Genomic DNA, 20,657 nt, shown 5'->3' on the forward strand with positions numbered 1-20,657 from the left:
CGGCCGGGCGCGGATAGCCCCAGCGGGCGCGGATGCGGCGCGGTGCGCGCTAGCGCACCACGGCAGCCGGAGCTGCCACACGGAGGAACTCGATCTTCGCGGCGGCCTCCGACGCTGCTGCAGCGGTGTAGGCCACGATGCGCAGATCGGTGCCGGCGACACTGAATACGTCGCAGTCGAGTTCGATATCGCCGACCAGCTCGTTGCTGACAACCTTGCTCTCGGATTGGTGCTCGCCCACGATCCCGCTCTCCCACAGGGCCCGAAACTCCTCGCTCGTCGAGAGCAACTCCTGAACGAGGGCGCGCACCCGGCGGTCGTCGGGATACCGGCCCGCCACGCGACGCAGGTCGGCGACGAGAGACGCACCGAACGCATCCACGCTGCCGGATCGGCGGATAATACGGCCCCCGCCGGCCCCGAGCGACAGGTTGCCGAAATGGGCACGCAGCAGATTGGGCCTGCCCGAGGCGGGCCGCACGGGCTCGCCGAGAAGCGCCACCCACAGGGGGCTCCAGCTCAGCAGATCCCACGATGCGGTGAAGACGGCAACGGGAATCTCGCCGAGCCGAGCGACCAGCCTCTGCACCCCGGGAGGAATGTGTGCGGGAACCTCGTGCGGCGACGGCGGGAGCAGCCCGGCGAGCGTGAAGAGGTGGTCTCGCTCGGCGTCGGTCAGCTGCAGCGCTCGGGCGAGGGCCGAGGCGACCTGCTCCGAGGGGCGCCGTGCGCGGCCCTGCTCGAGGCGAACGATGTAGTCGACGCTGAGTCCGGCAAGAGCGGCCAGTTCTTCGCGCCGAAGCCCTGCGGCCCGGCGTGAGTCGTCGGCGGGGAAGCCGACGTCGAGCGGCGACAAGCGGTCGCGCCACGCCCGAAGAACCGTTCCGAGATCGCCGTGCGCATCCTGCATTCATTCAGTGTGCCAGCGGTCGCCACGTCATGGGTGGTATCGCGCGTCCATACGTTGAGGCGGGCCACGACAGCGCGCTGCGATCGTCGCAGACTTCTGACCATGACAACAACACTGATCACCGGGGCCAACAAAGGCCTCGGATACGAAACGGCCCGCCGCCTCATCGAGGCCGGGTACACCGTGTGGATGGGCGCACGAGACGAGACTCGGGGCCGCGCCGCCGCCGGCGCGTTGGGCGGGCGGTTCGTGCAACTCGACGTGACGAGCGACGACTCCGTCGCCGCCGCTGTGGCGACCATCGAGGCTGCCGGGGGCCTCGACGTGCTCATCAACAACGCGGGCGTCAGCGGCCCGTTCGCCGCCGCTGAGGATCTCACCGCCGACGACGCCGCCTTCGTGTTCGGCACCAACGTGCTCGGGATCGTGCGCATGACGCGGGCGTTCCGGCCCATGCTGCTGCGCTCGAGCGAGGCGACGATCGTGAACGTGACGAGCGGAATGGGGTCGTTCTCGTTCGTCCTCGACCCGGAGCACATCGAGTCGCAGATCATCGCGCCTCTGTACCAAGCGTCGAAGTCCGCGGTGACCATGCTCACCGTGCAGTACGCGAAGGCCTTCCCCGAGATCCGCATCAACGCGGCCGACCCTGGCTACACGGCCACCGAGTTCAATAACAACAGGGGCCCGCAGACCGTTACCGAGGGAACGGATGCGATCGTCGAGCTCGCCACCCGCAGGGGAACGGGGCCGACCGGCACCTTCATCAACCGCCACGGGGTCGCTCCCTTCTAGCGACTGCGGCGGTCCCTTCCGGCTCACGCAGAGGTAGTGTGGCGGGATCGAGAGGGGACCGCGATGGCTGCCAGAAAGAACGAAAGCGACGCCGAGAAGGCGCAACGCGGTGCATCGCGACGCAACTTTCTGCGCACGGCCGGCATCGGGGTCGCGGGGCTTGCGGTGGGTGGAGCCGCCGTCGGCGGCGTGACCGCCGGCATCCGATCGTCTGACACGGATGACGACGAACTCGGATTCTCGCCGCTGCCGGTTCGCCATGAGCCGGGCTTCGACCACGTGGTCGTGATCATGTTCGAGAACCGCTCGTTCGACCACATGCTGGGCTGGCTCTACGAGTCGGGGCAGGAGCCCGCGGGGCAAACGTTCGACGGCCTGCATCAGGGGGAGTACAGCAACCCTGGCCCGTCGGGTGGCACCGTGCCCGCCCACGTCTACAGTGGCGCGACCGACCGCATCATGGCCCAGCCCGATCCCGACCCGGGCGAGTTCTATCCCCACGTGAACACGCAGTTGTTCGGCACGATCGACCCCGAGAGCAACTCCGACCTGAAGAACCCCTTGCAGGAGCCGTGGAACCTGCCGAAGGATGCGTCGAAGCCGACGAACAACGGGTTCGTGAAGGACTACGTCGTGAACTCCACACTGTCTCGCGGGCGAGCGCCGACACCCGAAGAGTACGCAGTGGTGATGGGCGGGTTCTCACCCTCGATGCTTCCTGTGATCTCGACCCTGGCGAAGAACTTCGGGGTCTACGACCACTGGCACGCGGCCGTTCCATCGCAGACGTTCTGCAATCGCTCGTTTTTTCACGCGAGCACATCGCACGGTTTCGTCACGAACGTCGAGGGCGGCGGCATAGACAAATGGTTGGATGCGCCGGCTGTTCCGACCGTGTTCAGCAGGCTTCACGAGGCGGGCAAGTCGTGGCGCGTGTACTACGACGCCCAGCAGGTCGTCTCGCTCACCGGACTGCTGAGTGCGCCGTCGCTGCAGAAGTACTGGAAGAGCAACTTTCGCAGCATGGAGCAGTTTCACGAGGACACGGCGAAGGGAAACCTGCCCGACTACGCCTTCATCGAGCCGCGCATGGTGTTCGATCACAACGACCTGCACCCGCCGGTCGTGCGGCCGAGGGCAGGCAAGGCCGAACCGGAGACTCCGGAGATGGAATCCGCCTTCTCGGACATGCGTGCGGGTGAGCAGCTTCTCGGCGAGGTCTACACGTCGATCAAAGACGGCGCCTCGGCCACCGGCTCGAACGCGATGAATACCGTGCTGCTCGTGACCTTCGACGAGCACGGCGGTCTGTACGACCACGTTGCGCCGCCGGCGGCTGTTCCTCCCGTGAAGAACGAGGCTCCGGGTGAGATGGGGTTCGCCTTCGATCGCCTCGGTCTGCGGGTTCCCACCATCGTTGTCTCGGCCTACACGAAGCCCGGAACGGTCATCAACGACGAGATGCATCATGGGTCGCTCGCCAAGACTCTCGCCGAGCTGCACGGACTCGAGCCGCTGACCGAGCGCGATGCAACCGCCACTCCGATCTTCAACGCGGTGAATTTGACGAAGCCGCGCCAGCCTGCGCTCTGGCCCACGGTCACGCCCGCGTACGTTCCGCCGAATCCCGAGGCGAATCCGCGCGCCGACAAGGAGAAGGACCGCAGGCGCCCGCTGACCCCTCCCGCGCTCGGTCTCATCGGCATCCTGCTGGCCAAATATGAGCCGGATGCCCCGCTGCCCGACAACTACGCCGACGCATACGACGTGCTGGTGAAGCACGGATACGGGCTGTTCGGAGTGCGCGACTGAGGTCTGTCCTCCGTACTACAGGACGTTTCGTCAGCCGGTCGGCGTGTCGTCGGTCGAAACTCGGGGTGTCGTCGATTCGTCCTGTCGAACGGTCGGGGGCGGTCGCTACGCTGGGCCCGATGACTTCTGACGTTGCGAACCCGACCATCGGCATCCTCGGTGCCGGAAAGGTGGGCACCGTGCTCGCCCGTCTCGCGGTCGCCGCGGGCTATCCCGTTCTGATCGCGAGCTCGCGGCCGCCCGCCGCGATCGAGCTCACGATCGACGTGCTGGCGCACGGTGCCGAGGCGACGACAGCTTCGGATGCCGCGGGTAGGGCCGACATCGTCATCCTGGCTCTTCCGCTGGGCAAGGCCGTGCTGCTGGATGGGCGCGACGCGCTGCCGGTCGACGAGCTGCGCGGAAAGATCGTGATCGACGCCATGAACTACTGGTGGGAGGTCGACGGCGTTCGCCCGGATCTGACCGGTGACGATGTCACGACCAGCGAGATCGTGGCCGCCCTGCTGCCCGACTCTCGCGTGGTGAAGGCGTTCAACCACATGGGCTACCACGACCTCGACGAGGGCCCGCGGCCCGCGGGCGACCCGGATCGCAAGGCGATCGCGCTCTCGGGCGACGACGTCGAGGCCAATGATGTGGTCGCCGATCTCATCGACTTGCTCGGCTTCGACCCCGTCGACCTGGGCCCGCTCGCCGAGGGCGCGGTGCTGCAGCCGGGACGGGCCCTTTTCGGTGCGAACCTCAGCGCCGCCGAGATCCGCGATGTCGTGGAGCAGGCCGCCGCCTGAGGTCAGGTTCGGGCGTGCAGCATCCGCTCGACGGCGGTGACGACCGAGTGTCGGCGAGCGGCGACCTCCTCGGCTCGGACCGGATTCTGTTCGAGGCCCGTAAGCCCCTCTGGTGAGAGCTGCCAGGCCTGCGCAATGGCGTAGATGAAGACCAGAACGTCGACCGCCGATAGCGGTTGTGCGGCAGCAGTGGCGACGGCAAGCGTTTTGCTTCGGTAGATGTCGTGCGGCTCTGCGGTCGCGGTGGGTCGTTCGAGCTGAGCCCACATGCTCAAGCGGAGCACTTCGGGAAAGCGCTGATGATGATCGAAGACGTCGCCGGCCCAGCCTGCGAGGTTGTCAGGGCGCGGAGGGACGTTCTCGGCCATGCGGCGCAGCGCCTCGGCGAGAGTCGCATCGAATAGCCCGCTCTTGCCGCCGTAGTAGGCGTAGATCATCCGAACGTTGCTCTGTGCCTCAGACGCGATCCGATCCACGCGCCCGCCCGCGAACCCGTGGGCGGCGAACTCGACGGTGGCTGCTGTGAGTATTCGTTCTCGTGTGGCTTCAGCATCACGTGCCATGCGTATCCCCTCGGCGTGAATTGACGAGCCTGCGTTCAGTCGTTAGTTTACAAGTAAGTATTCATTTACTTATCAGAACTTATTGGAGATGACATGACCCGCATCGCGCTTGTGACTGGAGCCAATCGCGGGCTGGGGCGGGCTACCGCGCTCGCCCTTGCTCGGAAGAAGATCAGAGTCGGCGACCCCGAGGAGATCGCCAACGCGATCTGCGCTCTGGTGTCCCATGTATTGCGCTGGGCAACGGGCGAGCGCATCGAGGTATCGGGAGGTGTGCTGCTGTGACCGGATATCGGATGGATGACCGCGTGCGGCGCGCCCTCGCCATCACTCCGTCGTCGTCGGCCTCCGCACGCACGGTGGACATCACGACCATCGGCGCGAAAACCGGCCGCGAACGCCGCATCGAAATCTGGTTCTACCGAGTCGACGACGAGATCTATCTCACGACGCAGCCGGCGAGCCGGAGCTGGTACGCGAACCTGCTGAAGAATCCGCAGTTCACCTTCCACCTCAAGAACTCAGTTCGCGCCGATTTGCCTGCGACGGCAGAACCCGTGCTCGACCGAGATGCGCGGCGTCGTGTCTTCGAGGCGATTGTCGCCGACCTCGACCAGCCGCGACACCGCGCCTACATCTCGCAGCCTGTTCAGTCGGTCGAGGAATGGATGGACGGCAGCCCGCTCGTGCGCGTCAGCTTCCCGCCGGTGTAGCCATCCCCCGCAGTGCGCGCAGGTGCACCGACGCCCACGAGCGGAACGGCTTCCAGGTCTCGGTGATCTCTTCGACCGAGCGGTCTGTGCCGTAGCGCTTCACGATCTCGTCGTTCAGTCGGCCCTCGTTGCGCGGCAGCACATCGGCAAAGTTGGCGCCGCGGATCACCGCGAGCTCGGCCGCGAACGGCCCGAGCCCCAGGATGCTCTGCACCTGGGCGAGCGCGCCGGTCGGGTCGAGCGAGCGCAGGTAAGAGCCGGAGAGTCGCCCGTCGAGAGCGGCCTCGGCCACGGCGCGCAGGTACTCGGCCTTGCGCCCCGGCAGCTCGAGTGTCGCCCCGAGCAGCGCCTCGGGCGAGGGAAAGGCGCCGTCGTCGCCGAGCTGCTTCGTGATCCGCGTCTTTGTCGCGGCGGCCTGCCTCATCTGCACTCGCTGCGAGAGCACCGACCACGCGGCGGCCTCATAGGGTGAGAAGAAGCCGCAGGGCCGGAACCCGGGGAGCCGAGCCTGCGCATCCGCAATGACCTCGTCGCGTGCCGCCACATCCGGCCAGCCGCGGCCGTCGATGTCTATCGACAGAAGCCGGCGCACCTGCTCGGTCGCGGCATCCAGGTCGCCCGGGCCGTCGACGACGATGCGCGCCGACCCGCCCTCTTGGGTGACAACGGCATCCACTCGCTGCCAGTCGGTGTCGCAGAGAAACACCGTGCGGATGCCCTCCGCGCTGGTCTGGTGCGCGAGCTCGCCGGGCGTGAAGCCCTCCCAGAAGCGCTTGCTGGTCGCGAGTGACCAGGGGCCGACGACCTCGTGCGCCGTCTTGAGTCGGCTCATGGATCAGGCCTTGTCGTGCAGTGTGATGGCGTAGCCGTCGGGGTCGGCGAAGGTGAAGGTGCGTCCGAACGGTCCGTCGACAGGGGCGGAGGTGACGGTGAATCCATCGGCGACGAGCGTGTCGTGGATCTGCTGTGCGTCGGGCGCATGCATCCACACGCCGATACCCAGACCGAGCTGGGCGCCCGAGTTCAGGTCGACGCCGGGCATCGCGTCGCGTACAGCGAAGGCTGCGGGCGTCGCGCCGAAGACGATGGCGTGGGGCGGGCCGGGCTGACGATTCAGACCGAGGTACTTCTCGTAGAACGCGGCGGATGCCTCGATGTCGCGGACCTGCAGCGAGATGAAGCCGGGGCCGGATGCGGTCATGATGTTCTCCTTTGGTGATGTCAGTTTGTTGACATACTCAGTATGTCAGAATATTGACATGAGTCAAGGTGCATCGGGAATCGAGCTGGAGACATCGTTGGGGTACCTGCTGAAAGAGGTCTCGAGTGCGCTGCGCACCGCCATGGAGGCCGTGCTCCGTCCGCTCGGTATGAGCGTGACCCACTACTCGTGCCTCGAACTGCTCGCCCAGCGGCCCGGTCTGTCGAACTCTGAACTCGCGCGCGGAACCTTTGTGACCCGCCAGGCGATGAACGTGCTGCTGCAGGCGCTCGAGGGTGACGGGCTCGTGACGAGATCGCAGCAGCCCGCTTCGGGTCGCGCGCTGCCCACACGGCTGACCGCCGCCGGTCGTGCCCAGCTCGCCACCGCGAGTGCAGCGGTGAAGGGTGTCGAAGATCGCATGAAGTCGCAGCTCTCACCGAGCGAACAAGACGCTCTGCGCGCAATGCTGTCGGCGTGCGCTGTGTCGCTGCGCGCGAGCTGAGGGCGGGCATCCGAACGGATTGAGGGCAGGCGGCTGCGTCTGCCGCAGAGGATCGTTCGATACGATGCTGAGGCACGAGCAGAGCCGATCGTCACGGTCGGTGACTGTGCCCGAATCGAAGACAGAGAAGTAGACCGTAGATGACCGCATCGACCATCGATCCCGCAATCGCCCGCTCCTGGCTGCTCGTTTCAGGCATTAGATCCGAAGAGTTCGACGGGGCCAGCGATTCTCGCGCCGATCAGATCATCCTCGACATCGAAGACGCCGTCGACCCCAAGCTCAAAGCGGATGCGCGTGGCTCGGTCATCGATTGGCTCACGGCCGGCGGCGCCGGCTGGGTGCGCATCAACGACCGCAGCACCGAGTTCTGGAGCGACGACGTCGACAGCCTCAAAGGTGTTCCGGGGCTCGCGGGTGTGATGCTTGCGAAGACGGAGTCGGCCGAGCATGTGTCCGAGACGTTCGACCGCCTCGGCGGCACGGTGCCTGTTCTCGCGCTCGTCGAGTCTGCGCTGGGAATCGAGGAGGCGCCGTCGATCGCGCGCGCTCGCGGAGCCTTCCGCCTCGGCTTCGGCAGGGAGACTATCGTCGCGACACGGGCACGAGCGCCGACGACCTCGCCATGGCCTACCCGCGTTCACGCCTCGTCGTGGCCAGCCGCATCGGAAACCTGCCCGGCCCCATCGACGGCCCGACGGTCGGCAGCAACCACCCGGTGCTGCGCCAGAAGTCGGAGCACGCCGTGGCCATGGGTCTCACGGGAAAGCTGTGTCTCGACCTCGACCAGCTCTCGGTGATCAACGAGACCATCAGCCCCACGGTGTCGGACGCGACGTGGGCGCGCGACTTTCTCGACGATTTCGAGTCGCGTGGCCGGGTCATCCGCGATGGCAGCGACCTGCCGAGGCTCGGCCGTGCCGAGAAGATCGACCGTCTCGCCAAGGCATTCGGCATCCAGCCGATCGCGCGCCGCTAGACAGCGCTCGAGCTCGCCCCGAGCTCAACGGCGGCGCTGAGATGTCGACGATGGCGACGTAGACGTGCTGTCAGGTCGCCATCTGTGACATCTCACACGGCGTCGTTGCCGTTACCCTCGGTGCGCGCCCGGTTCTTGCCCTCGTCGACGACCCGGATGCTGCGGAGATTGTCGTCGAGGCCTCCGTCGCGTGCCGCGTCGGCCCGGATCTGGTCTTGACGCCCGGCCTGCTTCTCTTCGTCGCTTGCTTCGTTCGCGCCGTCCATGATGGGGGCGTCCTGGGTTTTGTCGTGTGAGCTCATGTCCGCATCGTACGGCGGGGTCATGCGAGCGCGGCATCCCCTTGCGCTCACGGAATAAGCCGCGCACGTGCTGCTCGTGTGTCGTAACGAGGTCGTAACGTGGCAGAAATCGAATAGATCAATCTGATCTGTTTGACTTGCGCAGTCGCTACCCGAAAGGACGACATGACCCTGACGATTGCAGGTCTTCAGCACGCCGGTGTGCCCGGAGACGTCGAAGCGAACCTCGCCATCATCGAGCACGCTGCTCGCGATGCTGCTAGGCGAGGCGCGGCCATGCTCGTTACGCCCGAGATGTTCGTGACGGGGTACAACATCGACGGCAGCCTCGACGACCTCGCGGCCCTCGATCTGACCGCGCGCGTCGCACGCATCGCGAGGTCGGTCGGAATCGCGATCGTCGCCGGACTTCCCTTGCCGAAAGAGAGCGGCGGCATCTACAACGCTCTCGTCGTGGTCGACTCGGCGGGCGTCGAACTCACCCGCTATCGGAAGACCCACCTCTTCGCCGAGCTCGACCGCTCCCTCTTCCACGCCGGCGACGCACTGGCCGACCCCATCGACGTCGGCGGAGTGCGACTGTCGTTCCTCATCTGCTACGACGTCGAGTTTCCCGAGACCGTGCGGGCTGCCGCGCTCGCGGGCGTCGACGCGGTGATCGTTCCGACGGCTCAGATGGAACCCTTCGCCCACATTGCGGACCATCTCATTCCGGTTCGCGCATGGGAGAACCAGGTGCACGTGGTCTACGTGAATCGATGCGGAGCCGAGGGCGACCTTCGTTACGTCGGACGAAGCAGCATCGTCGCCCCAGATGGCGAGCGGCTCGCCTCGCTGGGCGAGGCCGAGTCGGGTCTGATGATCGCCACGATCGATCCGGATGCGACGGCGCGAGCCAGGATCGCCAACCCCTACCTCGACGACCGCCGCCCCGAACTGTATTGAGCCCGCGCCACGGACATATCCCCGATCACCCGACCGAAAGCAGACCATGACCGCCTCACCTAGCGTCGCCTCGCAATCGACCACCCGCCTCGACGGGCAACTCGGCACCCGCTCCATCGTCTTTATGGTGATCGCCGCCGCGGCGCCGCTGACGGTGATCGGCGGCAATGTTCCCCTGGCCGTGGGAAGCGGCAATGGGGCGGGTGCACCCATCGGTTTCGCGCTCGCCGCGATCATTCTGCTGCTGTTCTCGGTGGGCTTTGTGACGATGACGCCGTTCGTCAAGGAGGCGGGAGCGTTCTTCTCCTATGTGACCGCGGGGTTGGGATCCCGACTCGGTCTCGGCACCGCGTTCACCGCCCTCGTCGCCTATACGGCGATTCAGGTCGGCGTATACGGATACATGGGATGGGCTGTCGGCGATCTGGTGACCTACTTCGGCGGACCGGATCTGCCGTGGTGGCTCTACTCCTTCGCCGCCATGGCGATCGTGGCGGTGCTCGGCTATCGGCACATCGACCTGAGCGCGCGTGTCTTGGGTGTCGCGTTGGCCCTCGAGATCCTCGTGGTCGTCGTGCTCGATATCGTGATCTTCGCCACCGGGGGAGACAGCGGTATCGCTATGCAGACCTTCGACCCCGCAACGGTGTTCACCCCTGGAATCGGCGTGGCGGTGCTCTTCGCCCTCACCGGCTTCATCGGGTTCGAGGCGACGGCCGTCTTCCGAGACGAAGCTCGCACCCCCGAGAAGACGATTCCTCGGGCGACCTACATCGCCGTGATCGTGATCGGCGTCTTCTACGCGGTCTCGTGCTGGGCGCTCATCACGGGCGTCGGCGCGAACAATGCAGTGGCGGTCGCACAGAAGACGCTCGCCGGCAACGGCAACCTCCTGCTCGACACGGCCACCCAGTATCTCGGCCCGATCATGCGCGATGTGATTCAGGTGCTTCTCGTGACGAGCCTGTTCGCGTGCGTTCTGTCTTTCCACAACGTGATCGCCCGCTACCAGTTCAGCCTGGCTAATAAGGGCGTGCTGCCCGCCGCTCTCGGGCGTCGCCACACCCGGCATCACTCCCCGTCGGTGTCGTCGATCGTTCAGACGATCACGGCTGCGGTCGTTCTCGCCGTTCTCGCCCTCTCCGGGCTCGATCCCCTCGTCGGCGTCTTCGGGTCGATGGCCGGCGTCGCCACGGTAGGCATGGTGATCCTGATGCTCCTCACCTCGGTGGCCGTGTTCTTCTTCTTCCTGCGACGCCCTGCCTTGGCCGAGGGTCACGCCTGGGGAGCGCGCGTGTTCCCCGTGCTCGCGGTACTCGGACTCATCATCGCCATGTGGCTCGTGCTGTCGAACTTCACGCTCGTGACCGGCGGAAGCGTGGCCGTGAGCACGGCGCTGGCCCTCGTGCCGGTCGTCGCGCTGCTGCTTGGTATCGTTCTCGGAGCGCGGCTCCGGCTCGATGGCGGTGCGGCGATCGATGCGGATGCCGAGGCGCCGCCCGCCTGATCGGCCCCGGCGGCCGGGCCGACGGCATCCATGACCTGAACGGAGCCGACCGTGGATCTCGACTCGCCCGCGTTCGGCGCGATCCGCCGAACGTCTGCCGTGGACACCGTTCGAGCCCGCATCTGGCTCGGCGTAAATCTCGGAATGCTGACGGCCGGACAACGCCTGCCGACTCCCGCGGAGACGGCCCGTGCGTTCGGCGTCAGCGAGATGACTGTGCGGCGGGCATATCGGTTGCTGAGCGACGAAGGTCTCGTGGTGCGTGTGCGAGGGGGTTCCGGCGGATCGTTCATCGCCGAGGTGCTTCCCGACCACGCCAGCCCGGCCCTCGCCGCCTATCGAGAGGACGCTGAGCATGTGCACGACCTCATCGATCAGCGCGCCGTGATCGAGGCGGGGCTCGCCGGCCTCGCCAGCGGGTCGCGAACAGCGCCGGAGTTGGCTGAGATGGGTGCTCTTGTGGAGCGTATGCAGGCGGCGAGGGACTGGGCCGATTTTCGCGAAGCGGATGCGGCGTTTCACGAGGCCGTGGCGTCGGCAGCCCACGTTCCGGGTGCCGCCACCCTGCACCGCCGGGTGGCGAACGAGCTCTACGAGTACTTCGTTCCCTATCGGCTGGAGTACCTGAAGGGGTCGAACGCCGAGCACGGATTGCTCGTCGAGGCGCTGGCGAGCGGCGACGCTCTTGCGGCCAGCGGGCTCGCTTATGCTCACGTGACGGAGTTGCACCACTCTATGTACGTGGGGCGCATGGACTCGTCGTTCAGCTAGAAGTGCAGCTGCTTCAAGGTGCCGTACTTGATCACGAGTTCTTCGAGCTCGTTGTAGCCGCTCTGCCCGTCCGCGATGTGAATCATGCCCGTATCGTTCTTGAGAATCAGGTCGGGTCCGTCAGAGAAGAGCAGCGTCGACCAGGGACCCGAAAATACAACGGCGCCGGATGTGTCGACCGCTCTGACCCCCGCGTCGTCGAGACGGACCTCGGCGATGCCGCGATCTGCCTTGACGGCGAAAGCGACGGGGAATTCGCTCCTCTCGTACTCCTCGAAGTAGGCGGTGAAGCCCGCCTTCGCCAGGGGCCAGCCGGCGCGGAGGCTCTGCGACACCCGGGAGATGTGCAGCGTTCGCGTTTCGTCGCCGACGTGAATCGAGTCGACGGGGGATCCGATCGGATAGCGCTCCTGAAACTGTTTCCACTGCCACGCGTCGTTCAGAACGACATCGCTCGACGAGAGGTAGGGCTGGTCGCCTATCCAGTCGACCGTCACGCGCCACGACGCGATGCCCGACTTCTTCTTTCGACGACCGGATGCGACGCCGATCACCACGATGAGCGCGAGCACCACGACTCCTGCGCCCAGAAAGAGCAGAATTCCCTGATCGTCGGACATCACTTCTCCAGTTCGTCGCTCGTGAGCACTGTGGCGAAGCTGCCGTCGAGTGCGGCCATAAACGACGCGTGCACCGCGGCGCCTGCAATCACGGTGTCGCCGAAGGTGAGATCGGGGGCGGCGCAGGCATCGCTCACGACGGTGACCTCGAAGCCGAGTTCGCTGGCGGCGCGTGTCGTCGAGTCGATGCACATGCTGCTCATCATGCCGACGATCACCAACTCGGTGACGCCCTCGTCGACGAGCAGTTGCTGAAGCCCGGTTCCGATGAAGCTGTTGGGTTCGTGCTTCTCGAGCACGATCTCGTCGCCGACCGGCGCGACGAGTGGGTGGATGCCGACGCCCGGCGTTCCTTGCACGAAGAACGTGGCGTCGTCCTCGGTCGACACGTGGAAGATGTGCACGATGGGCTCGCCGGATGCGCGGAAGCCGTCGAGAACGGTGCGCGCGGCGGCGGCCGCGGCATCCGGGCCAACGAGCGGAAACGCGCCCCCTGGGAAGTAGTCGAGCTGGATGTCCACGATGAGCAGCGCGCGAGTCATTGCTCCAGTATCGCGCTCGCGACGGGCTGCTTCTCCATCTGCCGCCACGGGCCGCCGAGCAGTGGGGTCAGGGTCGCCGCGGTGTAGACGACCGCGATGATGCCGAACGCCCAGTTCAGTCCGATGGTGTCGGCGGCGATTCCCCCGAGAAGCGCCCCGAAGGGCACCCCCGCCCACGCTCCCGCGTTGACGAGCCCGAACACCCGCCCGCGCATGTGCTCGGGAACCCGCTCGAGCTCGACTGTTCCGAGGATCGGATTGAGGGCGCCGGCCGCGAGTCCGGCGAGTGCCGTGACGGCCACCAGCACGGGCAGGGGAGCGCCGAGGGCGAAGGCGGCGCTCGCCGGCCCGCCCGCGATCGTGAAGCACACCACCAGGGTGACCCGACGTCCGACGCGATGCGCCACGAATCCGAAGGCGATGTTGCCGACGAGCGCGCATCCGCCCATCACGGCGACGAGCAGGCCCAGCGCGGCAGCGCCACCGAGCCGGTCGTTCGCATACAGGGGCAGCAGGGTCGAGCCGCGCGCGGCATCCATCAAATTCGTGATCAGCACGAGCCCCACGATCAGACGCATCAGCGGGTCATGGATGACGAACCGCAGCCCCACGGCCAGGTCGCGCCAGTAGCCGCTCGGCTCATCGGACGCCTGCACGTGGGTCTGCGCCGCAGCGGGCGCGGGGGTGACGAAGAGCCAGGTGAGCAGCGCCGACACAGCGAAGGTGGCGGCGTTCACGAAGAGAGCCGCGATCGGGCCCATGAGTGCGACGAGCAGGCCCGCCACTGTGGCGCCGATCATGCGGGCGAGGCGTTCCGAGCCGTCGAGCAGGCCGACGCTGCGCTCGAGTCGGATGCCGGCCCGCTCGGTGAGCCGCGGCAGCATCACCCGGCGCGCGGTTTGGCCCGGGGTGTCGAGCAGTCCGCCGGCGAAGACAAGCACGAGGAGCGCCCAGAACGGAAGGCCGACGGTGAGTGCGAGTATCGGAATGGACAGCACCGTCGCTCCGCTGATCAGGTCGGCGACGATGGCTGCACGCCGAGGCCCGACTCGATCGACGACCACGCCGCCCAGGGCTCCGCCCACCACGACCGGAACGGTGGAGAAAAATGCCGCGATTCCCACTTCGACGCCGGTGCCGCCCAGACCGAGCACGTAGAACGGGATCGCGAACGCCGTGATCACGTTGCCCGTCTGCGAGATGGCGTGGGCGGCGAGGAGCGCGGAGAGGGAGCCGACGGCGCGGCGCCTGTCGGTTGTGGGGGTTGTCACGGCCGGCGGTAGGTCTGATAGACGACCGACACGGGCTCTGCGCCGCTGTCGTCGGATGGGTCGTGCGCCTCGCTCACCTCGGCATAGCGAGCGACGAGCGCGTCGAGCTCGGCTGTCAGAGCGGCGAGTTCGTCGACCGTGAGGCGCAGGATGCGGTCGCTGCTGGTGCCTGCCGCGACCCACTCCCGTGGCAGCGAGGGCAGCGAGTCGACGTAGTTCGCGAAGCCTGCGGCGTAGACCTGGCCGACCGATTTCTGCAGCGCCGACGACGCGGCAGACTTGTCGGGGTCGTCGAGCAGCTCCGCTGCGTCCCAACTCGTGAGGGCGGCGGTGGCCTGCCACCACCGTTCGCGCCGATCGTGCGTCTGCGGCTCGGCCGGCTCGATGAGATCGATGGATGCCAGCTTGGCGAGGTGATAGCTCACGGTGCCCGGCGCCTCGTCGACGACGTCACCGAGCTGCGCCGCCGTCTGCGGGCCGCGCTCTCGCAGAAGACCGAGCAGCCGCAGGCGGGTGGGATGCGCCAGCACTCGCATCGAGGCGGCTGAGGTGAGCGTGCTGCGGCTGGGGTCGGTGGGAGTCACGACCTCAGACTATAAACACAAGAACTATTGCGCAATGGTTCTTGTGTTTATGTCAGGATGCCGAGTTCAGCGCGAGCAGGCGACGCTCGATCTCGAACCGATAGTCCTCTAGGGTACGTCGCACGTGGTGCGCGGCACGGTCGCCGGCGCTCTGGGAGTCGCCCTCCCGGATCGCGTCGAGGATGTCGGCATGCTCGCGCACGGCGCGTTCGGCCTCGTGAACCTCCTGGCCGAGTTCCAGAAAGGTCACCTGAGCCTGCAGCTCGCGGATGCGCACGACGGCGTCAACGAAGAAGATGTTGTGCGAGCTTTCGGCAAGAGTCGTGTGGAACTTCTCGTCGGCGCGCGTGAATGCCTCCCAATCGTGATTCGCCGCAGACGTGCGCCCGAGTTCGACTGCTTCGTCGAGGGCCATGACCTCTTTGGGAGTGGCGTGCTGGGCGGCGAGGGTGGCCGACTCGCGCTCCTGCACCGCGCGAAAGCGGAACAGTGCGGATATCTGGTCCATGTCCGTCGGTCGGAACGGCACGGGGTGCGCGCCCCGGAGCGACTCTGTTCCGCGCCCCACGAAGAGGCCCCGCCCGCGCTCGGCCTTGACACGGCCGATCGCCGAGAGCATCTTCAACGCCTCGCGCACGGTTCTCTGGCTCGTGCCGAGCTCCTTGGCCATCTCGGTCTCGGTCGGAAGCCGGTCACCCGGCTTCAGATCACGAGTCGAGATCAGAACGATGATCTCGTCGACCACCCGCTCGTAGGCGGGGCGGTATTCCTCTTCAGTCGACACGGGCACTCCTTCAGGTACTCAGTGGATTCTCGCACGCGGCCGCTGGTCGCACGCTCAGCGGCTGACGGGCTCGCGGTTGGCTTCGTCGGGTGACCATGCGGCCACGCCCTCCCAGTCGCCGGCATGCCGGCACGCGGCGGCACCGAGCTGCGAAGCGAGGCGCAGCCGAGTCTCGACGTCGTCGCCCCGACTCAACGCCACCAGGTAACCGCCGACGAAGGCGTCGCCCGCACCCACGGTGTCTACGACATCCACCGACACCGACGTTCCGAGTGTCGTGGCGCCGTCGATGCGCGCCGCGGAACCGTGGGCGCCATCCGTGACGACGACGTGGCGGTGGCCGTCTGCGGCGAGTGCCTCGGCGGCGTTCGCTGCGTTCGCGGCCTGGCCGCCCCATCCGGGCAGTAGGAGGTCGACCTCGTCGACGCTCGCGAAGACGATGTCGGCTCGCTGCGCGATCGAGCGGTAGACGGGGCCGGCGTCGAGCGTCGACCACAGCCTCGAGCGATGGTTCACATCGAACGAGACAGAGGATCCCGCGTCACTCGCCAGTGCCAGCAGACGCTCGATCGCGTCACGAGCCGATGCCGAGAGAGCGGCGGTGATACCGGTGAGGTGCACAAGGGTGTCCGCGGTGAGCTGGAGCCCGTCGACGTCAGAGGCGCAGAGCGTGCTGCCGGCGCTGAGCGCACGGTAGTAGGTGACGTCGGTGCGCCCACCCGCCGAGGTCTCTTTGACCAGCAGGCCGGTGGGATGCCCGGGGTCGACGATGGCGTGCACGTCGACTCCCTCGGCCCTGAGCTCGCGCACCACACGCTCGCCGAGCCCGTCGGCACCGACGCGCCCCATCCAGGTGGACGCGAGGCCGAGCCGAGCGGCGGCCATGGCCACGTTGCCCTCGGCGCCGCCGGTGCTCACTGTCACGTCGGGAGCTCGTCGCAGTCCGTCGTCGGAGTTCGTTCGAAAGACGGCCAGCCCTTCGCCGATGGTGACGAGGCGGTCGATCATCGTGCGACCTCGTTCCTGAATCGGCGTGCGCGCTCGATCGTCTCGGCGAATGCGCCTCGCTCGATGTCGGCCCGCGGGGTGATCCAGCTGGTGCTGACTGAGGCGACGCCGTCTATGGCGTAGCTCGCTGCATTGTCGATGCCGATCCCGCCGCTGGGCACGAAGGAGATGTCGGCGAACGGACCCCGCAGAGCCGAGATCATCGCAGGGCCGCCCAGCTGTGCCGCAGGGAAGAGCTTGAGCGTGCTCAGCCCTTCGTCGCGAGCGACCATCACCTCAGTGGCGCTTGCCACTCCGGGAACGCAGGCGACGCCGAGTGCGGCGGCAGCGCGGATGACGAAGATCGACGTTCCGGGGCTGACGATGAATCGAGCTCCGTTCGCGACCGAATCCTCGGCCTGCTGAGTGGAGAGCACGGTGCCCACCCCGACCAAGAAGCCGGGCACGCTCGACATGAGCTTCACCGCCTCGAGCGCGCGTGGTGTGCGCAGAGTGACTTCGGCGCAGGCGACTCCGCCGGCCAGCAATGCCTCAGCCAGCGGCACGGCGTGCGCGGGATCGTCGATGACGACCACGGGCAGCACCCGGATGGCGGCGAGGTCGTCGAGCACGGTCGTCATCGCGCGAGCCACCCTCCGTCGACGGGAAGCACGGTTCCCGTGACGTAGTTCGATGCGGACGAGGCCAGGAACACCGCCGCGCCGCCCAGGTCGGCGGCCTCGCCCCAGCGGCCCGCGGGAATGCGCTCGAGGATCGATCGCGACCGATCGGCATCGTTTCGCAGGGCTTCGGTGTTGTCGGTGCTGATGTAGCCGGGCGCGATCGCGTTGACCTGCACGCCGGATGCCGCCCACTCGTTCGACAGGGCTCGCGTGAGCCCCAGAATGCCCGACTTCGCGGCCGCGTAGCCGGGAACGTTGATGCCGCCCTGGAAACTCAACAGGCTCGCGGTGAAGATGATCTTGCCCGAGCCGCGCGCGATCATTGGCCTCGCGACCGCCTGTGACAGCACGAAGTGGCTCGACAGATCGACCTCGATCACCCTGTCCCACGCCGACAGCGGATGGTCGACAGCGGGCGCGCGTTCGATCGTGCCGGCGTTGTTGACCAGGATGTCGGGGGCCCGTTCCGCAAGTTCCTCGCCGAGGGCTTCCACGGCCGAGCGGTCGGAGAAGTCGACGGTGTGGGCCTCGAAACGGCGCCCCAGAGCCTGGATCTCGCCGGCCACAGCGTCGTCAGGCGAGGCGTTCGCGCTGACCCCGATGACATCGGCGCCGGCCTCGGCGAGCGCGCGTGCCATCGAGCGGCCGATTCCACGCCGTGCTCCGGTGACGACCGCAACCTTGCCGGAAAGGTCGAACAGGCCGGTCATGCGCGGGCCTCCGACAGTGCTGAGACGTCGACCAGAACCTTGAGCGCCTGCCCCGAGCCCAGCTCGTCGATGGCCTTGCCCGTCTCGTTGAGCGGAACGACCGAGGTCACCAGAGCGTCGACGGGAATGACGCCCGTTGCGAGCAGCTCGACCGCGCGCTCGAAGTCCGACCGCTGATACACGCGCGCACCGAGAATGCGCAGCTCGCGCCAGAAGACGCGCTGAAGATCGATCTCGCGCGGCGTCGAATGGATGGCGACGACCACGAGGGTGCCGCGCACCTTCAGCAGACCCGTCGCCTGGCGAACGGCCGCGGCGGCGCCAGAGACCTCGAAGACCACATCGGCGCCGTTCCCGTTCGTCCAGTCGGCGACGGTCGCGTCGATGTCTGTCGGGGCGACCGCCTCGAAGCCGAGAGCGGCGACGCGGTCGCGGCGCGCGGCATCCAATTCGACAACGGCGACCCGCGCACCCGCGTGCCGGGCGACCGTGGCGATGAGCACGCCGATCGGGCCGCCGCCGAGCACGACCACGGTGTCGCCGACCTGCAGCTCGGAGCGGCGCACGTCGTGCACGGCGACCGCGGTCGGCTCGACCAAGGCGGCATCGCGCAGGTTGATGCCCTCGGGAAGGCGTACCAGCGTGGTCGCGGGCACGGTCCAGAGCTCCTGCAGCGCCCCGGGCGAGTCGATGCCCACGAGGTCAGGTTCTGGCAGATGTGCTGGTTCCCGGCCAGGCACGCGGCGCAGCTGTTGTCCCAAAGCAGGGGCATCACGGTCACCCGGTCGCCGACCTGCCACTCGGCGACGCCATCGCCGACGGCCTCGATGGTGCCGGATGCCTCGTGCCCGAACACGAGCGGCGTCGTGACCCGCGCATCCATATTTCCGTGCGCGATATGCAGATCCGTTCCGCACAGCCCGCAATAGGCGACCCGGATGCGGGCTTCGCCCGGCCCGGGCTCGATCTGCTCGGTTGTGATCGTTTCGATACGGCCATCGCCGACGTATGCAGCACCCCTCATTGGGTTCTCACTTTCCTGCGTGGAAAATCCACGGTTGATAAACGTGTCGTCATTCATTATGTTGCACTTGACGCAAATCATCGTCAATCAAACTAACTAAATGAAGTACATCTATCTATCGAATCATCATGTTCACCGAAGCGCAGAAGGCGCATCGTTGTGCATACGTCACATGTATGATCTAATTCCGTAGGGGTCGCGCACCGCGGCTCGTCGTCAACGTCGTCGACCAGACAGGACTCGAAATGGCTACACAGCAACGCCGCTTCAATCGTTTCGCCAGGACCATCGCAGTTGCGGTGTCAGCCACTGCGCTCATCGCTCTTTCCGCGTGTAGCGCAGGAGGAGGTGGGGGTGGAGGGGATTCGGCTCTCGGATTCACCGCCGCCGAACAGGTCAAGGACAGCCCTATCACCGTGTGGGTAGATGCATCTCGCGAACCTGCGGTTGAAGCGTTCAAGGCGAAGTATCCCGATATCGAGCTCAATGTCGAGACGTACGACGGCAACGCCAGCGGCTCCGGGAGCTTCCAGACCAAGATCTCGCTCTTCGACCAGTCAGGCGAGGGGTGGCCCGACGTCGTCTTCTCCACGCAGAACAATGACGCGTCGTGGGCTTCCAAAGAGACCAATGGCCAGCAGGCCTTCGCAGCGCCCGTCAATAAGGGGTGGTTCGATAAAGACTTTCTCGACGGCTTCACGCCGGGGGCGCTCGACCCGCTCACCGTCGACGGAACGGTTTACGGCCTGCGCAACGATCTTGCCCAGTCGGTGTTCTGGTACGACCAGACGCTGTTCGATCAGTTCGGTTACCAGATCCCGACGACCTGGGAGGAGTACGAGGCGCTGAGCGACAAGCTCGCTGCCGAGCACCCGGGCTACATTCTCGGCTCCGTGGGTGACGCCTTCGTCGGCATGCTCGTCTACTACTGGGGTGCCCAGGCTCCCGTCTTCCAGCTCGACGGCAACACGTTCAGCAGCGACACCTCGGCTGATAATTCGAAGAAGATGACCGAACTGCTCGACCACATGGTTGCCAACGGCACGCTGGCCAAGGAGAGCGTGTTCAGCTCGGACTTCGTGCAGAAGTACCAGGGCAAGGCGCTGGGTATGCCCGGACCGATCTGGTTCACCGGTGCCCTCTTCCAGAACCCCGACAGCCTCAACGTTCCCGCGGGTCAGCTCGGCGCTGCAACTCCTCTGCACTGGGACGGTGAGGAGATCGGAACGGGCAACGTGGGCGGCGGCACCTGGTTCGCATCCAGTCACACGAAGAACCTCGACGCGGTCAAGACCCTGATGGAGTTTGTGACGAGTGCCGACGAGTTCCAGGTGGAACAGTCGGGCGGCTACCCCGCCTACGCCAGCGCGGCTGAGAAGTGGATCGCGAAGCAGGCCACCGGCGGGTACTTCGTCGGTGACTTCGAGAAGACGGTGGTAGATGCATCGAGCCAGGTGTGGACCGGCTGGGGGTACCCGAGCTTCAGCGCGGAGACCGCGTATTCGAAGGTCGTCCTACCCGCGATCGCTGCCGGTGACACCATCGAGTCGGTCGCTGCGAAGTGGCAGACAGAGATGGAGAACGAGGCGCAGGTCCAGGGTTACACCGTCGCCAAGTAACGACTCCTCATCACTGAAAGAAGAAGCTCATCGCACTCT

Annotated in this window: 24 protein-coding genes and 2 pseudogenes; 11 read left to right on the forward strand and 15 right to left on the reverse strand. The window is 66.6% G+C overall.

The features are described from left to right. Positions 1-49: 49 nt before the first annotated feature. Entirely contained in the window at positions 50-910 is an 861-nt protein-coding gene (locus tag TZ00_RS16865; RefSeq protein WP_044443533.1) for a helix-turn-helix transcriptional regulator, read from the reverse strand. 102 nt (positions 911-1,012) lie between these two features. Between TZ00_RS16865 and TZ00_RS16870 the strand changes: the two genes are divergently transcribed. The 3 genes from TZ00_RS16870 to TZ00_RS16880 all read left to right on the forward strand — a co-directional run bounded on the left by TZ00_RS16870 (position 1,013) and on the right by TZ00_RS16880 (position 4,308). Continuing rightward, positions 1,013-1,705 carry an SDR family NAD(P)-dependent oxidoreductase gene (locus tag TZ00_RS16870; RefSeq protein WP_044443534.1) on the forward strand — a complete coding sequence of 231 codons (693 nt, stop codon included), beginning with the start codon at positions 1,013-1,015 and terminating at the stop codon, positions 1,703-1,705. A gap of 63 nt (positions 1,706-1,768) precedes the next feature. Further along, positions 1,769-3,517 carry an alkaline phosphatase family protein gene (locus TZ00_RS16875; protein WP_044443535.1) on the forward strand — a complete coding sequence of 583 codons (1,749 nt, stop codon included), beginning with the start codon at positions 1,769-1,771 and terminating at the stop codon, positions 3,515-3,517. A gap of 119 nt (positions 3,518-3,636) precedes the next feature. Continuing rightward, positions 3,637-4,308, forward strand: coding sequence for an NADPH-dependent F420 reductase (locus TZ00_RS16880; protein WP_044443624.1), 672 nt, complete (start codon positions 3,637-3,639; stop codon positions 4,306-4,308). Between the two features lie 2 nt (positions 4,309-4,310). Here the strand turns inward: TZ00_RS16880 and TZ00_RS16885 are convergent, their stop codons facing one another. Beyond that, on the reverse strand, positions 4,311-4,871 hold the full coding sequence (locus TZ00_RS16885; protein WP_044443536.1) for a TetR/AcrR family transcriptional regulator: 561 nt from the start codon (positions 4,869-4,871) through the stop codon (positions 4,311-4,313). Positions 4,872-4,964: 93 nt separating this feature from the next. Between TZ00_RS16885 and TZ00_RS20215 the strand changes: the two genes are divergently transcribed. Continuing rightward, positions 4,965-5,156 carry a hypothetical protein gene (locus TZ00_RS20215; RefSeq protein WP_044443537.1) on the forward strand — a complete coding sequence of 64 codons (192 nt, stop codon included), beginning with the start codon at positions 4,965-4,967 and terminating at the stop codon, positions 5,154-5,156. Beyond that, positions 5,153-5,584: a nitroreductase/quinone reductase family protein gene (locus TZ00_RS16895; RefSeq protein WP_238579734.1), complete on the forward strand. Its 432-nt coding sequence runs from the start codon at positions 5,153-5,155 to the stop codon at positions 5,582-5,584. The genes TZ00_RS20215 and TZ00_RS16895 overlap by 4 nt, the downstream gene beginning before the upstream one ends. Here the strand turns inward: TZ00_RS16895 and TZ00_RS16900 are convergent. Together TZ00_RS16900 and TZ00_RS16905 are read right to left on the reverse strand one after the other, a co-directional pair. Beyond that, a complete protein-coding gene (locus TZ00_RS16900) occupies positions 5,565-6,416 on the reverse strand; it encodes a DNA-3-methyladenine glycosylase family protein (RefSeq protein ID WP_044443540.1) in 852 nt (283 codons plus the stop codon). The genes TZ00_RS16895 and TZ00_RS16900 overlap by 20 nt on opposite strands. 3 nt (positions 6,417-6,419) lie before the next feature. Next, positions 6,420-6,785 carry a VOC family protein gene (locus tag TZ00_RS16905; RefSeq protein WP_044443542.1) on the reverse strand — a complete coding sequence of 122 codons (366 nt, stop codon included), beginning with the start codon at positions 6,783-6,785 and terminating at the stop codon, positions 6,420-6,422. Between the two features lie 58 nt (positions 6,786-6,843). On the opposite strand from TZ00_RS16905, the gene TZ00_RS16910 reads away from it, so the two are divergent. Further along, a complete protein-coding gene (locus tag TZ00_RS16910) occupies positions 6,844-7,290 on the forward strand; it encodes a MarR family winged helix-turn-helix transcriptional regulator (RefSeq protein ID WP_044443544.1) in 447 nt (148 codons plus the stop codon). 140 nt (positions 7,291-7,430) lie between these two features. Further along, positions 7,431-8,269: pseudogene (locus TZ00_RS16915) on the forward strand (HpcH/HpaI aldolase/citrate lyase family protein). 92 nt (positions 8,270-8,361) lie between these two features. Here TZ00_RS16915 and TZ00_RS16920 read toward each other — a convergent pair. Continuing rightward, entirely contained in the window at positions 8,362-8,571 is a 210-nt protein-coding gene (locus TZ00_RS16920) for a hypothetical protein (RefSeq protein ID WP_084606252.1), read from the reverse strand. A gap of 165 nt (positions 8,572-8,736) precedes the next feature. Between TZ00_RS16920 and TZ00_RS16925 the strand changes: the two genes are divergently transcribed. The 3 genes from TZ00_RS16925 to TZ00_RS16935 are packed head-to-tail and all read left to right on the forward strand — an operon-like array spanning position 8,737 to position 11,794. Further along, positions 8,737-9,516, forward strand: coding sequence for a carbon-nitrogen hydrolase family protein (locus TZ00_RS16925; RefSeq protein WP_139368723.1), 780 nt, complete (start codon positions 8,737-8,739; stop codon positions 9,514-9,516). 46 nt (positions 9,517-9,562) lie between these two features. Further along, positions 9,563-11,023: an APC family permease gene (locus tag TZ00_RS16930; RefSeq protein ID WP_044443548.1), complete on the forward strand. Its 1,461-nt coding sequence runs from the start codon at positions 9,563-9,565 to the stop codon at positions 11,021-11,023. Between the two features lie 51 nt (positions 11,024-11,074). Beyond that, positions 11,075-11,794: a FadR/GntR family transcriptional regulator gene (locus TZ00_RS16935; protein ID WP_044443550.1), complete on the forward strand. Its 720-nt coding sequence runs from the start codon at positions 11,075-11,077 to the stop codon at positions 11,792-11,794. On the opposite strand, the gene TZ00_RS16940 is transcribed toward TZ00_RS16935, so the two are convergent. From TZ00_RS16940 to TZ00_RS20460, 10 genes and pseudogenes are all read right to left on the reverse strand, one after another. Continuing rightward, complete coding sequence (locus TZ00_RS16940; RefSeq protein ID WP_044443552.1) at positions 11,791-12,414, reverse strand: hypothetical protein; 624 nt, start codon at positions 12,412-12,414, stop codon at positions 11,791-11,793. The genes TZ00_RS16935 and TZ00_RS16940 overlap by 4 nt on opposite strands. Further along, positions 12,414-12,956, reverse strand: coding sequence for a cysteine hydrolase family protein (locus tag TZ00_RS16945; RefSeq protein WP_044443553.1), 543 nt, complete (start codon positions 12,954-12,956; stop codon positions 12,414-12,416). The genes TZ00_RS16940 and TZ00_RS16945 overlap by 1 nt, the downstream gene beginning before the upstream one ends. After that, positions 12,953-14,227 (reverse strand): MFS transporter, encoded by a 1,275-nt coding sequence (locus tag TZ00_RS16950; RefSeq protein ID WP_044443554.1) that lies wholly within the window; start codon positions 14,225-14,227, stop codon positions 12,953-12,955. The genes TZ00_RS16945 and TZ00_RS16950 overlap by 4 nt, the downstream gene beginning before the upstream one ends. After that, positions 14,224-14,811, reverse strand: coding sequence for a winged helix-turn-helix domain-containing protein (locus TZ00_RS16955; protein WP_052521664.1), 588 nt, complete (start codon positions 14,809-14,811; stop codon positions 14,224-14,226). The genes TZ00_RS16950 and TZ00_RS16955 overlap by 4 nt, the downstream gene beginning before the upstream one ends. A gap of 52 nt (positions 14,812-14,863) precedes the next feature. Beyond that, on the reverse strand, positions 14,864-15,595 hold the full coding sequence (locus TZ00_RS16960) for a FadR/GntR family transcriptional regulator (protein WP_052521665.1): 732 nt from the start codon (positions 15,593-15,595) through the stop codon (positions 14,864-14,866). A gap of 54 nt (positions 15,596-15,649) precedes the next feature. Further along, positions 15,650-16,603: a sugar kinase gene (locus tag TZ00_RS16965; RefSeq protein ID WP_044443558.1), complete on the reverse strand. Its 954-nt coding sequence runs from the start codon at positions 16,601-16,603 to the stop codon at positions 15,650-15,652. Further along, on the reverse strand, positions 16,600-17,223 hold the full coding sequence (locus TZ00_RS16970) for a bifunctional 4-hydroxy-2-oxoglutarate aldolase/2-dehydro-3-deoxy-phosphogluconate aldolase (RefSeq protein ID WP_044443627.1): 624 nt from the start codon (positions 17,221-17,223) through the stop codon (positions 16,600-16,602). The genes TZ00_RS16965 and TZ00_RS16970 overlap by 4 nt, the downstream gene beginning before the upstream one ends. After that, positions 17,220-17,975 carry an SDR family oxidoreductase gene (locus tag TZ00_RS16975; protein ID WP_044443559.1) on the reverse strand — a complete coding sequence of 252 codons (756 nt, stop codon included), beginning with the start codon at positions 17,973-17,975 and terminating at the stop codon, positions 17,220-17,222. The genes TZ00_RS16970 and TZ00_RS16975 overlap by 4 nt, the downstream gene beginning before the upstream one ends. Further along, positions 17,972-18,673: a zinc-dependent alcohol dehydrogenase gene (locus TZ00_RS16980; protein WP_238579735.1), complete on the reverse strand. Its 702-nt coding sequence runs from the start codon at positions 18,671-18,673 to the stop codon at positions 17,972-17,974. The genes TZ00_RS16975 and TZ00_RS16980 overlap by 4 nt, the downstream gene beginning before the upstream one ends. A gap of 62 nt (positions 18,674-18,735) precedes the next feature. Beyond that, positions 18,736-19,080 (reverse strand): annotated as a pseudogene (locus tag TZ00_RS20460) (alcohol dehydrogenase catalytic domain-containing protein); the annotation flags it as partial. A 335-nt stretch (positions 19,081-19,415) separates the two neighbouring features. Between TZ00_RS20460 and TZ00_RS16985 the strand changes: the two are divergent. Then, positions 19,416-20,618, forward strand: a complete 1,203-nt coding sequence (locus tag TZ00_RS16985; RefSeq protein WP_238579736.1) for an ABC transporter substrate-binding protein — start codon at positions 19,416-19,418, stop codon at positions 20,616-20,618. Positions 20,619-20,657: the final 39 nt, after the last annotated feature.

Source organism: Agreia bicolorata (genome assembly GCF_000938265.1).
GTDB lineage: Bacteria > Actinomycetota > Actinomycetes > Actinomycetales > Microbacteriaceae > Agreia > Agreia bicolorata.